The organism is Actinoplanes sp. NPDC051851 (genome assembly GCF_040681165.1).
Classification (GTDB): domain Bacteria; phylum Actinomycetota; class Actinomycetes; order Mycobacteriales; family Micromonosporaceae; genus Actinoplanes.
In genome coordinates, this window is record NZ_JBFAYF010000005.1 from 63869 (window position 1) to 78345 (window position 14477).

Genomic DNA, 14477 nt, shown 5'->3' on the forward strand with positions numbered 1-14477 from the left:
GGCTACTGCGCCGCCTTGCGCCGCTTGCGCCAGAACACGAATCCGGCGATCAGGCCGGCGCCGACCAGGGCGATCAGCGGGCCGGTGCCGTTGCCGGAGGCGGGCAGGCTGACGTCGCTGCCGCAGGTCTGCTTGTTCCAGTTGGCGGAGACGCTCTGGCCGCCGACGGTCCAGGTGGCCGTGGTGCCCTTGCTGAGCCAGCCGGTCGCCCAGGTGGCCGTGTGCGTACCCGGCTTGAACGTGGTGGTCACGTCGTCGTCGGTGCTGGAGGTGCCGCCGCTGAGGGAGAGCTTGTTGTTGCTGCCGGCCGCGATGGTCGTGGTGGAGCTGGAGTTGTTCACGTATCCGTACACGGCGCGGTAGGTGTTGTTCTTGCTGTTCTGGACCACGCAGTTACAGGTGGGCGAGCCGTTCAGCGTCGACGAGGCCTCGGCCACCCCGGGGGTGAGCGTGACGATGGCGGCGACCATCGAGACCGCGGCGGTCGACATCAGGGTGCCGCGACGGCGCAGTGACGATAGGACGGGCATGGGAGAACCTCCGCGATGGGGTAGTGGTCGCGATCTCCCCGATCGGCCGCATCCCCGCCCGCTTGAGGCGCTGCCCGGTTGCGAGCCGGGTCACCGCAGCCCGGCGGCCATCTCCATGAGGTGTTCCAGTACGGCCGTGCCGGAGACGCGCAGGCCGTCGTGCTCGTATTCGTTCGTCACCCATGTCCGGACGTTGCCCACCGCCGCGGCGGTCTCCAGGGAGAGGCCCATGTCGACGTACATGTCGTCGGCGTAGACCGCGGCGCAGACCGGGACCTCGTTGGCGGCCAGGCGTGCGGGGTCGACGAGCGGCGTCCAGTCGTCCTTGGCGGCCAGGATGTCGGCGGCGCCGGCGAACGGCCGCAGCGCCCGGATCTCCCGGAACATCCAGGGGTACATCATCTCACCGGTGAAGAGCAGCGGGTCGGCGAACTCCGGGTGCCGCTCCATCGCCCGGGCGGCGGCCCAGCCGGTCGCCGCCCCCTGGCCGTAGGTGTACTCCTGCAGCGCGAAGAGCGGTTTGTCGACGAAAGCGGTCCGCTGCATCACCTCGTACCGGAAAGTGTCGGAAAGATCTTGATCGTGCCAGGCCTCGTCGAGCAGCCAGTGCAGGGCGGCGAACCCGCTGCTCGCCCCGAAATCGCTGCCGAGTAGGCGGAACCGGTCGACGGTGAGCCGGTCCCCGTCCGGCAGCCGGACATCGTTCTCGGTGAGATGCCGATATATCCGCTTCAAAGCCGCGGCGTCGCCCGGGAACTGACGGTAGTACTCGGCGTTCTTCGCGGCCACCCGCGGGTAGGTGCGAGCGTAGACGTCGTCGGCGGTCGCGGTGAGACCCGGCAGACCGCCGGTGATGTAGCAGGTGCGCAGCCCCTCGGGTGCCTGGGAGAGGTAGCTCAGCGTGACGAAGCCACCGTAACTCTGCCCCAGCGTGTCCCACGTCGCGCCACCGGCGACGCGCTGTCGCAGGATCTCCGCGTCGGCGACGATGCTGTCCGCCCGGAGCAGGCCGATGTATGCCGCCAGCTCCGCGTCGGTCGTTCCGCAACTGATCGTACGACCGGAGAGGGGCGTGCTCCGTCCGGTGCCCCGCTGGTCGAGCAGGAGCACGCGGTGGCTGCGCGTGGCGTGCGCGATCCAGCCCTCGGCGCGCGGCGGACGGGGCGACTTGCCACCCGGCCCGCCCTGCAGGAACAGCAGCCACGGCAGGTCGTCGCCGGCCCGGTCGCTCGCCACCACCTCCCGGGCGAACACCTCGATGGTCTCGCCGTCCGGCCGCCGGTGATCCAGCGGGACGACGACGGTGTGGTCGGCGAAGCGGAGCCCGGGATGTGCGATCACCGGATCAGCCTATCCAGCGATAAACATCGACGTCGGTGTTTATCGGGGTGGTGTCCGGACATTACCTCGCCGATCCTTTCCGCTCCCGATAGGAGGAAACGGCATGATCGTCACCAAACTGCGGGCCACCGCGGTCGCGGCGAGCCTCGTCGGAACGGCCGGACTGGTCGGCTTCACCGCGTCCCCGGCCCTGGCGCAGGCCTCCCCCTGCGTGCAGAAGGTCGCCGTGGTCAACAACGGCGGCTTCGTCATCGACTTCCAGCTGACGTCCCGCGACGGGCAGCTCTCCGCCGCGACGGACGACTACCCGATCAACCAGTGGCGCCTGGTGGACCTCGCCTCCACCCCGTTCGCCGAGGGCACCGACGTGCGCCCGCTCGTGCACGCCGAGGCCGGCGACGACGTGCTCGGCAACGTGTTCGTGTCGTACTGCGCGAACGGACAGACCGCGACGTACACGGCCAGCGGCACCACCCTGAACTACTCGGTCACCCTGCTGACCTGAGAAACCCTGCTGACCTGAGAAACCCTGCTGACCTGAGATCACCCTGCTGACCTGAGATCCGGCCCGGGTGCGCGGCTCATCGGGCCGTGCACCCGGGCCGTCAGCCACGGGCGTAGGCGCGCAGCGGTGGCTCGGCCGCGAACATCGGTGCGGTCAGCATCGACGTGGTGCTCTGGGCCAGGGCCGCGGCCGCGTTCGCCGGGAACGCGAGCGGGTCGACCGACGGCATCAGCGGCCATCCGCACGTCGCCCGGTTCGTGCGGGACGGCCGGACCGGGCCCGGGTGGGTGAGCGCGTCCTCGCCGAGCAGCCAGGCCGCGTTGTCGTACGCCATCCCGAAGTGCTCGACCGTCTCGTACCGGCACAGATCCTGCACCCGCACGTTGGCGACCAGCGCGGACGGGGGCAGCGCCGACCGGGCGTACGGAAGAATGATCTCGTCGTGTTCGGTCATGATCTGGGTGTAGCTGATGCCGGGCCAGATCTGAGGGCCGGTGTTGAGCGCGGTCAGGAACGCCGAGCCGGTGCGCTGTTGCCAGTACGCGGCCGAGCAGGACCGGGTGGCCCCGCACTGGACGGCGAACTCGTCGGTGCCGTGGTTCGAGGACGCGAGCGAGACGTAGTCGTCGACCATCCGGCGGGTGTCCGGCCAGTACTTGAGCGCCCAGCGGCCGATCATCCCGCCCTGGCTGTGGCCGACCAGCGAGATCCGCCCGCCCGCGACGGCGTGCATCCGGCGGATCCCGTGGACCACGTACTCGGCGGCGGTCTGGATGTCGCCGTTGCCGCTCTCCGGCAGGTCGACGTCGCAGTGCGCGCGGTGCCCGGCGTCGAGGGCCCGGTCCCAGTTCCAGGAGAAGTTCGCCCGGGCGGTGGAGGTGGTGCCGTGCACGAGCAGCACCGGGGCCCGCCCCGAGCGCCGGGTGCCGGCGAGGTCCCCGGTGCAGTGCAGCGCCCCGTCGAGCCGGGCCCGCGGCACCGAGAGCGGGATCCCTGGGGCCGGTGCCGCGGCGGCGCCCGCCCCGGGGAACAGAGCGGCGATGATGGCACCGAGGGTGAGCATGACGCGCATGGGCGGTTCCCTGCCAGGAAGAATGATCAAGACTCAGCCGTGGAACGAGTCACGTGCGGCGGCGGTGACGCGCACGGTCGCCCTCCCGTGGAGGGTGCGGGACGGCGCGCTCCGGGTACCCGTACCCGGAAGATTAAAGATGGAGCGTGAGCGGCCGACTAACGATGCGGTAGAGGAGGGTGGTCGTGAGCGCGGAACGGCAGATGTTCGGCGGCGTGCGCCGCGGGACGAACCTGCGCGACCACCGGAGCGCGAAGCGGTGGGTGCGCGGGCCGCTGGCCGTGTACTACCTGGTGCTGGCGGTCGCGAACGCGGTGATCCTGACCGGTACCGCACAGTTGATCATGGTGCTGCTCTGCGCCGGGACCGCCGCGGTGCTGGCGATCACCGCGCTGTGGCCGCCGAGGCCGGGGCGGCGTACCGCCGAGGCGCTGGTGTTCCTGCTGGTGGCGGTGCACGTCGCGCAGATCGCGGTGACCGGGAACCTGCACTGCACGACGCTGCTGATGCTGAGCATGGTCGGCGTCGGGGGAGCGGTCACCTCACGCTGGGCGGCGGCCGGCGCCTGGCTGTTCGGGTGCGGCGGATGGGTCGCGTCGGTCGCCGTGGTGCCCGCGCTGCGTACCCCGGAACTCGCCTTCTACAGCACGCAGATACTGCTCGCGGCCATGCTCGGGGTGATCCTCTTCGAGGGGCTGCGGCGCCGGCAACGGCAGCTGCGGACGGCGCGGGACGAGCTCGCCGCGACCGCGCAGCGGTTCAGCAGCCTCTTCCTGGCCTCGCCGACCGGGGTGGCGATCGCGGACGGTGGCGGCGCGCTGGTCGGGGTGAACCCGGCCTTCTGTGAGCTGGTCGGGCTGACCGAGAACGAACTGATCGGCACGAGCAGCGCGCCCTACCTGAAGACCTCGCCCGGCGACCCGGTCACCGTCTGCGGGATCGAGCAGCGGTACGTGCGCCCGGACGGCAGCGTACGTTGGGCGTGGCTGACCAGCGGCGCGGCGGGCGTGGGGTCCGGCGAGCCGTGGACGATGATCCAGCTGCAGGACGTGACCGACCGGCACCTCGCCGAGAAGGCGGTCCGGGAATCCGACCGGCTGCTCGCCGCGGTGTCCGCCGCGGCCCGCCGGATCCGGACCGGAGAGAACGCCCGCGGCACGATCATCGCGGCGGTCCGCGACCTCGCCGAGGCCGACACGGTCACGCTGCTGGAGCCGTGCCCGGACCTCAGCAGCCTGGTGGTGACCGATTCCGACGGCGCCGCGATCGTCGGCACCCGGGTGCCGCTGGACAACACCTCGATGATCTCCCGGGTCTACCGGAGCGGTGACCCGATCTTCCTGGCCGACCCGGACCAGGACCCGCGCGTCTCACCGGCGCTGCTCGAGCTGGTCGGCGGCCGCTCCATGCACTGGCAGCCGGTCGTCGTCGAGGGCACCCCGATCGCGGTGCTCTGCGTGGGCTGGCGCCGCCGGGTCTCCTCGGTCAGCGATCACCGGGCGCGCGCCGTCGAACTGCTCGCCGACGAGACCGCGCTCGCCATGGATCACGAGCGGCTGCTGCGCCGGCTGGAGCAGATGGCGTTCACCGACTCGCTCACCGGACTGCCGAACCGCCGCGCCTGGCAGAGCTCGCTGAGCCGCCTCTTCGGCGCGTCCTCGCTGGTCGTGGCCATCGTGGACCTCGACCACTTCAAGCGCTACAACGACACGTACGGTCACCCGGCCGGCGACGACCTGCTGCGGCACGCGGCGGCGGCGTTCGCGGCGGAGCTCCGCGAGGGCGACCTGATCGCCCGGTGGGGCGGCGAGGAGTTCGTGATCGCGCTGCCCGGCCGCGACCCGGAGGACGCGGCCGGCATCCTCGACCGGGTGCGCCGGGCGATGCCGCGCGGCCAGACGTGCAGCATCGGCTATGCCGCCTGGGACGCCGTCCGGGACGCCGCCGAGACGCCGGAGGGGTTGCTCGAACGCGCCGACAACGCCCTCTACGCGGCCAAGGACGCGGGCCGCGACCGGGTCCAGGCCGCCGAGCCGGTCGCCCTGCCGATCTGAGCTTCCCGGGTACGCCGTCTCGCGCGGCCTCGCCTTCTCCGCGTGCCCTCGCCTTCTCCGTGCGGCCTCGCCTTCTCCGTGCGGCCTGAATGTCGCTCAGGTGTCGACCAGCGGTGGCCGTACGTTTCGAACATGATCGCTACGGTGGGGCGGCCGATGGGGCCGGACCGGGCGCCAGCAACGCCGTGGCGGGACACCTCAATTGACCATAGTCGACTACCGTGCCGCTGATCACCGGCTCGTCGCGGGGCAGTGGCTGGGCACCGCGGGCAGCGGGCTCATCGTCCTGGGCGGCGTCTTCGCGGGAGTCGGGCCCTCCGGCGACCCGGCCCAGCTCCGGTCCGACGCGGGCGCGGCCGTCATGGTCCCCACCGCGGTCGTCTACGCCGGGATGGCCCTGCTGACGCTCGGCTGGTTCACCCTCGGCCGCACGGTCCTCGCCGGCGGTACGACCACCCGTGACCTGATCCGGACCGGGGTGATGTGGGCGGTCCCGTTCGCGCTCAGCGGCCCGATCTTCAGCCGGGACGTCTACAGCTACCTGGCCCAGGGCGCGATGACCGTCTCCGGGCTGGACCCGTACCGTTTCGGCCCGTCCGCGCTCGGCGGCGAGCTGGCCGCCGGCATCCCGCCGATCTGGCAGCACACCCCGGCGCCGTACGGCCCGGTCTTCCTGAGCCTGGCCGGCGGCGTCGCCACCCTGACCCGGCAGGAGCTCTGGCCGGGACTGATCGCGATGCGCCTGCTCGCGGTCGCCGGCGTCGCCGTGATCGGGGTGGCCGTCCACCGGATCGCCCGCGAGTGCGGCGTGGATCCCGGCGCGGCGCTCTGGCTCGGCGTGCTCAACCCCCTGGTCCTGCTGCACCTGGTGGCGGACGCGCACAACGAGGCGGTGATGCTCGGCCTGCTCTGCGCCGGCCTGGTCCTGGCCCTGGACCGGCGCCCGCTCGCCGCCGCCGTTCTGATCACGCTGGCCGGCCTGGTCAAGGGCCCGGCCCTGCTCGGCCTGCCGTTCGTCGCGGCGCTCTGGGCGGGGTACCTCCCCGGCCGTGCGCCCCGGCTCCGCGCCGCCGGTGCCGCCGCGCTGACCGCCGCCGGGACCGCCGTGATCGTCACTGCGCTGACCGGCACCGGTTTCGGCTGGATCCCGGCGCTGCGGACACCCACCCGCGCCCGTACCTGGATGTCCCTCACCACGGACCTGGGTTCCCTGATCGGCCGGATACTGAGGACACTGGGCCTGGCCGGGGCGGACGAGACCCGCCAGGCCGTCTGGCTCGCCGGACTGGCCGCCGCCGGGGTGATCGTCCTGCTGCTGCTCCACCACGGCCGGTCGCTGGGGATGGTGACCGCTTTCGGGCTGGCGATGACCGCCCTGGTGATCCTCAGCCCGGTGGTCCACGCCTGGTACCTGCTCTGGGGCGTCATCCCGATCGCCGCCGCCGCGACGTCCGCCCGGATCCGCGGGGTGGTGGCGTACTCCTGCCCGGTGCTGTGCCTCCTCTCCCCGCCGAACGGTGTGGAGCCGGGCGTCCAGCTGGTGATCGGCGCGGTGTGCGGGGTGGGTCTGGGGGTGCTCGCCTACGGCCTGCAGGGTGCGGTCGCCGCACCCGTTCGGCGGTGAGGGGCGGTGGGCGTGCGCGGTCGACGGTGAGCGGGCGGTGGGCGCAGGCGGTCGGTCGTGAAGGGGCGGTGGTGCGGGTGATGGGGCGCGGGTTTCGTGCGGGAGTGCCGGCTGGGTGTGGGGGTGGCCGGCTGCGGGGGTGTGGTTGGTAGCGGAAGGGGAGTGGGTCGGGGGCAGGTCGGTTCATGATCGTTTTGGGGGCGCGAAGCGTTCTACGGTGGTTACTCCCAGTAGAGCGGTGCGGTGTCTGAGGAGGCATCGGCCGGTGTTGCGAGAGGCTCCGTATGAAGTATCGCCGTGCCGTCAGTGTGGCTGCCACCGCCGCGACCGCCACGTTCACGCTGCTCTCGATGTCCGGGGCGGCGATGGCGGCGGACGCGCACGCCGCCAAGGCCAGGTCCGGGGCGAGCAAGGACACCGACCGGGACGGGATGCCGGACAAGTGGGAGAAGGCGAACGGGCTCAACCCGAAGCGCAACGACGCCCGCGGGGACAAGGACCGGGACGGGCTCAGCAACAAGGCGGAGTACAAGCTCGGCACCAGCCCCCGGCGCGCGGACACCGACGGTGACGGGATGCCGGACGGCTGGGAGGTGTCGAACCGGCTGAACCCGAAGCGGGACGACGCCGCCGCCGATCCGGACGGGGACGACCTCACCAACGAGCAGGAGTACGCCCTCGACTACGACCCGCGGGACGCCGACACCGACGGGAACGACGTCTCGGACGGTGACGAGGACGCGGACGACGACGGGCTCACCAACCTGGAGGAGTACCAGCTCGGCGACGACCCGACCGAGGCGGACACCGACGGGAACGGGGTGGACGACGGGGACGAGGACACGGACGGCGACGGCGTCACCGACCTCGACGAGCTGACCCAGGGCAGCGACCCGCTGGACGCCGACGACGACGGCAGTGACGGCGACGAGGACGCCACCGACGACGGAGACGCGAGCGACGGGGACGGGAGTGCCGACGACGGGGATGACGCGGACGGTGACGGTACGGACATCGCCGGGACGATCAGCGACTTCGACGACGCCGGCGGGGTGCTCACCTACGACACGCCCGAGGGCATGACGGTCAGCGTCACGGTCACCGACAGCACCGAACTCGGCTGGTACCGGCAGTCCGCGGCCTGCCCGGACCCGGCGACGGTCGCCGACCTCACCGCGTACCGCCAGCTCCGCAAGGTCGAGACCGACGGTGACACCGCCGAGGAGATCACGCTGATCTGCTGAGAGCCGGACCGCGACGAGCGCCGCTCACGTCATTCGTAGTGGTAACGGCAGGAGATGATGGTGATCTCCTTCGGGTCCACCGCGGAGACCAGGCGGTGCTCGTCGTCGATGCGGCGGGAGCGGAGGCCGGCGAGGTTGTTGCGGAGGATCTCCGGCTTGCCGATGCCGGATCCGTCGGGATCCCGCTTGATGTCCGCGATGAGCGCGTTGATGCGTTTGAGGACCTTGCGGTCCTGGGTCTGCCAGTACAGGTAACCGTCCCAGGCCTGGTCGGTCCAGCTCGGCTTCACTCGGTCTCGTCCAGGTCGCGCTCCGTGGTCCGGCCGGCGCGCCACTGCTCGATGCTCGCCGCCAGATGCTTCGCGTTGGCCGGCGACCGGAGCAGGTAGTTCGTCTCTACGATCGCGTCCCAGTCCTCCTTGCTGACCAGGACCGCGTTGCCGTGCCGGGAGACGATCTCGATGGGTGTGCGGTCCGCGTTGACGCGCTCGATGAGGGGGAACAGGGTCTTGCGCGCCTCGCTGGCGCTGATGGCCTCGGTCATGGGGTCCTCCCGAGAGTGGTACGAAATACGTATACCACTCTCGGGAGGGTTTCGTCAGTGCTCGTTCAGGAGGGTGTGGGTCTCGCTGATGGTGGCCCAGGACCTGGGCTCGGCCGGGGTGGTGGTGGCGGTCTTCGCGGCGGTCGTGGTGAGGACCGGCTTGGACGGGGTGTAGAGCCAGGCGGTGAAGAGGGCGGAGAGGTCCTGGCCGGAGATCTTCTCGGCGAGGGCGGTGAACTGCTCGGTGGTGCCGTTGCCGTACCTGTGGTCGGCGACCCACGTACGCAGGATCTCGAAGAAGGCGTCGTCGCCGACCGCGAGGCGCAGCTGGTGCAGGGTCATCGCGCCGCGGTCGTAGACGGCGTCGCCGAAGAGCTGGTCCACGCCCGGGTCGGCCGGGGCGGTGGTCCAGACGGCGGCGTCGTCGGGGTAGGACGCGTACAGGTAGTCGAAGATCTCCTGGGCGGTGCCCTCGTCGTTCTTCTCCGACCAGAGCCACTCGGCGTAGCTGGCGAAGCCCTCGTTCAGCCAGATGTGCTGCCAGTCGGCGACCGAGACCGAGTCGCCGAACCACTGGTGGGCGTTCTCGTGGGCGATCACGTACGTGTTGGAGCCGCGCCGGAAGAAGGCCGCCGAGTAGTTCGGGCGGGTCTGGTTCTCCAGGGCGAAGCCGAGCGTGCCGGGCGGGGCGACGACACCGCCGCGGGCCTCGAACGGGAACGGGCCGAAGACCGAGGCCTCCCAGTCGGTGATCTCGGCGGTCCGCTCGACGCTGGCCTCGGCGGCGTACCGGAAGTCCTCGGGGAGCAGCGTCGAGTAGGCGTTGTAGACCTGCGACCCGTCCGCGGTGGTGTCGGTGGTGACGTCGTAGTCGCCGACGGTCAGGAACGTCAGGTACGTGGCCTGCGGCTTCAGCGAGCGCCAGCTCCACCGGGTGTACCCGAGGTTCTCCTGGACCGGCGTACGGGGCATCACGCCGTTGCTGATCGCCTCCAGGCCGTTCGGCACCGAGACCGAGACGTCGAAGGTGGCCTTGTCCGACGGGTGGTCGTTGCTCGGGTACCACCACCAGGCGATCTCCGGCTCACCCACGGCCAGCGCGCCGTCCGGGGTGCGTGCCCACGCGGTGTACCCGGCGGCCACCTTGGTCGACGGCACGCCGGAGTACTGCACCACGATGGTGATGGCGCCGCCGTCCGCGATGGTCCGCGCCGGGGTGACCACCAGCTCGTGGTCGCCCTCGGTGGTCCAGGTGGCCGGCCGGTTGTTCACCTGGATCGACGCGACGTCCAGCACGAAGTCCAGGTTGAGCCGGCTCAGGTCCTGGGTCGCGGTGGCCAGGATGGTGGTGGTGCCGGTCAGCTTGTCGGTGGATGGCGTGTAGCGCAGCCGGATGTCGTAGTGCTCGACGTCGTACCCGCTGTTCCCGTAGTCCGGGTAGTAACTGTCGCCGGCGCCCGAGCCTCCCGGGGAGGGGGCCGCGTAGGCGGGCATGGCCGTACCCGCGAGGGTCAACGCTGTGGCGAGTGTGGCCACGAGCAGTCGTCGCACGGTGGGCTTCCTTTCGACGGTGGTCGATCAGTCACCCGGAAATCTATCGAAGAAGCCCTACGTCTGAAGTGACATGTGTCAATGATGTGCCGATGGGTGGCAGTGCCGGATGTCGTTGGCGGCGATCATCACCCGGCCGCCGGGCACCATGGTCTTCTCCACCGGGTGACCGCGGCCGGTGGAGAAGACCAGGCGGATCCGGGGCGCGCCGCCGTCGCGGCAGCCGGAGATCCGCAGGGTGCCGTCGCCCACCCGGTGGGTCACCGTGCGCCGGTTCTGCACCGGGATGGCGATCGCGGTACCGCTGCGTGGCCGGACGTCGATCCGCCCGGACATCACCGGCCGGGCCCGGTACCAGCGGATCAGCGGCCAGACCGCGGCCGTCACCGCGAGCGCCAGCACGCAGAGCCAGGCGAGATCCGGCACACCGTGCGTGCTTCCCGGGGGCACCGGGCCGAGCGTGTAGGCGTGGTTCACGATGCGGCCTTCCCTAGGTGGACGGGTACCCGGAGCGCGCTCGCGCCCGGCTGGTGGAAGAGCACGGCGAGCCCGCCCGAGTCGGAGACGGCCTCCGCCCGGTACGTCCCGGCGGGCAGCGCCGGCGCCAGCTCGGTCTCGTACGGCGGATGACCGTTCGCGGTCAGCCGGACCCGGAGCACCGTCGTGCCGGGCCCCGCCTCGACCTCGACCGGTCGGTCCGCGTCGAGCCGTTCCCAGCGATTGGCGAGCAGCCCGTGCGCGACCTCGTGCACGGCGAGCGCCACCTCGTACGGGCAGACGTCGTCGACCGTCACCCGCCCGGCGGCGATCGCGGCGGCCCCGAGCGCGGCGGCGGGCAGCGGCTCGGGCAGCGCCACCGGCGTCACGCTCGCCCGGTGCCGGGCCTCGGCCGCCGCCGCGACGGCGGCCTCCCCCTCGGGCAGCCCCAGCGTGATCAGGTGCAGCGGCTGCCGGCGCAGACCGGCGGCCAGCGCGGCGGCGGCCACGGCCTTCCCCAGCAGGCGGTCCCGGTCCGGGTTCCCGGCCTGCAGGGGTACGCCCACCGCCGGCCGGCTGCCCATCCGCGCACCGCCGGCACCGAGCACCGTGAGCCCGAGGACCGTCAGCATCGCCCCGGTCTCGTCGACGTCGCAGACCACCACGGCGTCCGCGTCCGGCGGGAGCGCGCCGACCGCGTACGCGTAGGCCGCCGCCGCGATCGGCGTACCCACCACCCGGTCCACCGGCAGCCGCAGGGTGCCGACCAGCAGGTCGTGCAGGTACCGGACCGCGGTGTCGTCGTCGGCCAGCCAGGCCGGGACGGCCACCACCACCGGGCCGCCGCCCGCCGGGAGCGCCCCCGCGAGCAGCCCGAAGTAGTGCTCGGCCGCCCAGGTCACGCCCTGCCGCAGGTTGGCCATCGCGACCGACCCGGCGACCACCCGGTCGGTCGCCTCCGGATGGTCCGCGGTGCCGAGCCGGACGGTCTCGCCGCGGTAGGTGAGGTGCCCGGCGAGTACCCGCGGCGACCCGCCCGGCGGCCAGCCGGCCACCACGGTCCGTCCGGTCCGCCAGTCGATCCCGGTCATGAGCGTGCCTCCGGTGACGGCAGGAACTGCCCGGTCCGGGTCCCGCGCCCCCGGGTCCACCAGCGGGTCCGCCCGCGCGGGTCGCGGTCGTCGAGGGCCAGCAGCTCGTCGATCGCGCAGGCCTGCTCCCGCTCGGCGAGCAGCTCGCGGATCCGTTCGTACAGCGAGTCGATCTCCCGGTCCAGCTCGCCGACCCGCTGGTCCTTCCAGGTGGCGGCCCGCCCGGCCAGTTCGTCCCGGGGACCGCCGGTGAGCAGCGGCAGCACCGCGCCGAGCCCGGAGCAGAGCACCTGGGTGTCCCCGCCGGGGGCCAGCTGCTCGCCGACCCGCCGGGTGAGCCCGTACACCTGGTCCGGGTCGTGCAGGCCGGGCCAGGTGTCCAGGGCGGACCGGAGAGCGGCCGGCTCGCACCCGGCCCGGCAGGCCTCGGCCATCGGGGCGGCCAGCTCGCTCGCCGGTCCCGCGGTCAGCGCCGCCGACCGGGCGGCCCGCAGCGCCGCCTCGCGCCGCAGGTCCGGGTCGGCGGCGATCAGCCTGTCCCGGATGCCGTCGGTGCCGGGCCGGAACAGCAGACCGGGCCGGGCCCGGGCCACGTCGGCGATGTTCTGCAGGGTGACCACCGGGTCGTCCCCGCCGTGCGTGTGCATCAGCTCCAGCAGCACCAGCGCGTCCTCGGTGGCCTGTTCCCCGCAGAGGAGGGTCACCAGGTCGGCGCGGAAGGGCGGGGCGGCCTCCGGGAACTCGGCGGCCAGGTCGGCGAGGCGGCGGGCGTACCCCGGATGGCGGGCGAAGGCGGACGGGCGCCGGAGGCCGGGTGGACGAATCCGCCCGTGCAGGAGCAGCAGGAGGTCGGCGGTGGCCCGCCCGGACGGGTCGGCCAGCGGCAGCTTCTCCAGCCAGCGGTCGGCCGCGTCGTCCCGGGGGTTCCGGACCGCCGCGGCGACCAGGTCGGGGAGCAGGCAGTCCAGCGCGGTGCCCGCCTGATGCCGGTCCGAGGCGAGCCGGGTGGCCACCCTCAGCCAGTACGGGTCGGTGATCTCCGGGCCGTCGTGCCGTACACCCTCCGCCACCGCGGCCAGCAGGGTCGCCCAGCCCGGCGGCTCCGCGGCGCCGGCCAGCCAGCGCGGGACCTCCCGGCCGCCGTGCTTCACCAGATCGCCGCACGCGTGCTGGTGCACCGGCTCGAGCAGCCAGTCCCGGGTTCGCTCGGCCGGTAGCCGCGCGGTGACCACGAGGCCGACCAGCAGGGCGACCGGACGGCAGGCCCGCAACTGGTCCAGCAGGAGCGGCAGCACCTCGTCCGGCCCGGCCCGCTCCACCGGGTCGACCAGCGCGGCTACCCACTGGTCGTCGAGCCCGCCGTCGCGGTGCCGGTCCCGGAACGCGGTGACCAGCTCCTGCTCCAGGCCGGGCAGCCAGTGCCGGGCGACCAGGGCCAGGTCGTCCGCGGTGCCGTGGCGCAGCAGGTGGACCAGGAACGCCCGGTGCAGTTCGGGCGCCAGCCGGTCGGCGAGCTGGTGCGCGGTGGCCAGGTCGCGGACCTCCCCGGTGTCCGCGTCGCGCCCCTGCCGCAGCGTCTCGGCGACCGCGACCAGACGGTCCAGCCCGGCGAGCCGGACCGTGGCGGCCTGCGCGGCCCGGTCGCCGAGCTGCTCCGGCATGCTGGTGGTGGCCGCCAGATGGTCGAGCACCGCCGCCAGCGGGTAGAGCTCCAGCAACTCCTCCAGCCGCTCCCGGTACGCCTGGGCCGCCGGATAGTTCCGCAGGTCCGGCGCGACCGCCGACTCGACCAGCACGGCGTCCTGGTCGGTCGGCCGGCCCACCGCGATCTGGAACGGCCCGTTGCTGTCCCGCGCGGTGCCGGTGCAGGCCACCAGCGTCGCCCGGGTCGGCGCGGGCAGCAGCGCCGCGACCCCGTCCAGCCGGCGGGCGATCTGCACCGGGCCGACCCCGGCCGGCGCCTTCACCCGGACCGGTCGGCACAGCGTCAGCGCGGCCACACTCGACGCCCAGCGCAGCACCTCCGGCGTCCCGCTCAGGTCCTCCAGCCCCGGCCCGGTGACCTTCGGCTCCGGCATCGGCGCGCTCCGGTCCCGGTCGAGCAGCTCCCAGACCGACCGGGCGTACTCGGCGAGGCTCTCCAGCCCGACCCGGCCGTCGGTGTCCAGTCGCAGGTAGAGCACGGCGAGGACGGGGCGGCCGCCGGCGTCGCGCCGGTCGGTCCAGTCCCACCAGCAGACCCGTACCTGAGGGCGTGGCCTGTCGGCCGCGGCGAACGCCGCCCACGGCAACCCCTCCGAGCGGGGGTTGCCGAGCGACAGTTCCCGCAGCTCGGCGGCGATGGCGGCCCGCTCGGCGCCGTCCGCGCTGCACTCGATGATCGCGTAGTCACGGCCGCTGCCCGCCTCTTTGCTCCACCACGCCCAGGCGTCCAGGCTCGGCAC

Annotated in this window: 13 protein-coding genes; 4 read left to right on the forward strand and 9 right to left on the reverse strand. The window is 72.8% G+C overall.

All coding sequences use genetic code 11. The annotated features are described in order from the left end of the window. Positions 1-2: 2 nt before the first annotated feature. Positions 3-530 (reverse strand): LPXTG cell wall anchor domain-containing protein, encoded by a 528-nt coding sequence (locus AB0M08_RS07075; RefSeq protein WP_364489786.1) that lies wholly within the window; start codon positions 528-530, stop codon positions 3-5. A 90-nt stretch (positions 531-620) separates the two neighbouring features. After that, entirely contained in the window at positions 621-1871 is a 1251-nt protein-coding gene (locus AB0M08_RS07080) for an alpha/beta fold hydrolase (protein ID WP_364489789.1), read from the reverse strand. A gap of 103 nt (positions 1872-1974) precedes the next feature. On the opposite strand from AB0M08_RS07080, the gene AB0M08_RS07085 reads away from it, so the two are divergent. Then, positions 1975-2376, forward strand: a complete 402-nt coding sequence (locus AB0M08_RS07085; RefSeq protein WP_364489792.1) for a hypothetical protein — start codon at positions 1975-1977, stop codon at positions 2374-2376. 100 nt (positions 2377-2476) lie between these two features. On the opposite strand, the gene AB0M08_RS07090 is transcribed toward AB0M08_RS07085, so the two are convergent. Beyond that, a complete protein-coding gene (locus AB0M08_RS07090) occupies positions 2477-3448 on the reverse strand; it encodes a lipase (protein ID WP_364489794.1) in 972 nt (323 codons plus the stop codon). A 185-nt stretch (positions 3449-3633) separates the two neighbouring features. Between AB0M08_RS07090 and AB0M08_RS07095 the strand changes: the two genes are divergently transcribed. The 3 genes from AB0M08_RS07095 (at position 3634) to AB0M08_RS07105 (ending at position 8370) form a co-directional block, all read left to right on the forward strand. Continuing rightward, positions 3634-5502, forward strand: coding sequence for a diguanylate cyclase (locus tag AB0M08_RS07095; protein WP_364489797.1), 1869 nt, complete (start codon positions 3634-3636; stop codon positions 5500-5502). 202 nt (positions 5503-5704) lie between these two features. After that, a complete protein-coding gene (mptB, locus tag AB0M08_RS07100; protein WP_364489800.1) occupies positions 5705-7126 on the forward strand; it encodes a polyprenol phosphomannose-dependent alpha 1,6 mannosyltransferase MptB in 1422 nt (473 codons plus the stop codon). Positions 7127-7410: 284 nt separating this feature from the next. After that, positions 7411-8370 (forward strand): Midasin, encoded by a 960-nt coding sequence (locus AB0M08_RS07105; protein WP_364489803.1) that lies wholly within the window; start codon positions 7411-7413, stop codon positions 8368-8370. 29 nt (positions 8371-8399) lie between these two features. Here AB0M08_RS07105 and AB0M08_RS07110 read toward each other — a convergent pair whose 3' ends face one another. The 6 genes from AB0M08_RS07110 to AB0M08_RS07135 all read right to left on the reverse strand — a co-directional run bounded on the left by AB0M08_RS07110 (position 8400) and on the right by AB0M08_RS07135 (position 14477). Continuing rightward, entirely contained in the window at positions 8400-8660 is a 261-nt protein-coding gene (locus AB0M08_RS07110; protein WP_364489806.1) for a Txe/YoeB family addiction module toxin, read from the reverse strand. Further along, positions 8657-8914, reverse strand: a complete 258-nt coding sequence (locus AB0M08_RS07115) for a type II toxin-antitoxin system prevent-host-death family antitoxin (RefSeq protein ID WP_364489809.1) — start codon at positions 8912-8914, stop codon at positions 8657-8659. The genes AB0M08_RS07110 and AB0M08_RS07115 overlap by 4 nt, the downstream gene beginning before the upstream one ends. 54 nt (positions 8915-8968) lie before the next feature. Then, positions 8969-10465, reverse strand: coding sequence for a M1 family metallopeptidase (locus tag AB0M08_RS07120; RefSeq protein WP_364489812.1), 1497 nt, complete (start codon positions 10463-10465; stop codon positions 8969-8971). A 78-nt stretch (positions 10466-10543) separates the two neighbouring features. After that, positions 10544-10942 carry a hypothetical protein gene (locus AB0M08_RS07125; protein WP_364489815.1) on the reverse strand — a complete coding sequence of 133 codons (399 nt, stop codon included), beginning with the start codon at positions 10940-10942 and terminating at the stop codon, positions 10544-10546. Then, complete coding sequence (locus tag AB0M08_RS07130; protein WP_364489817.1) at positions 10939-12033, reverse strand: hypothetical protein; 1095 nt, start codon at positions 12031-12033, stop codon at positions 10939-10941. Before AB0M08_RS07130 ends, AB0M08_RS07125 begins: the two co-directional genes overlap by 4 nt. After that, positions 12030-14477, reverse strand: a complete 2448-nt coding sequence (locus tag AB0M08_RS07135) for a hypothetical protein (RefSeq protein ID WP_364489820.1) — start codon at positions 14475-14477, stop codon at positions 12030-12032. Before AB0M08_RS07135 ends, AB0M08_RS07130 begins: the two co-directional genes overlap by 4 nt.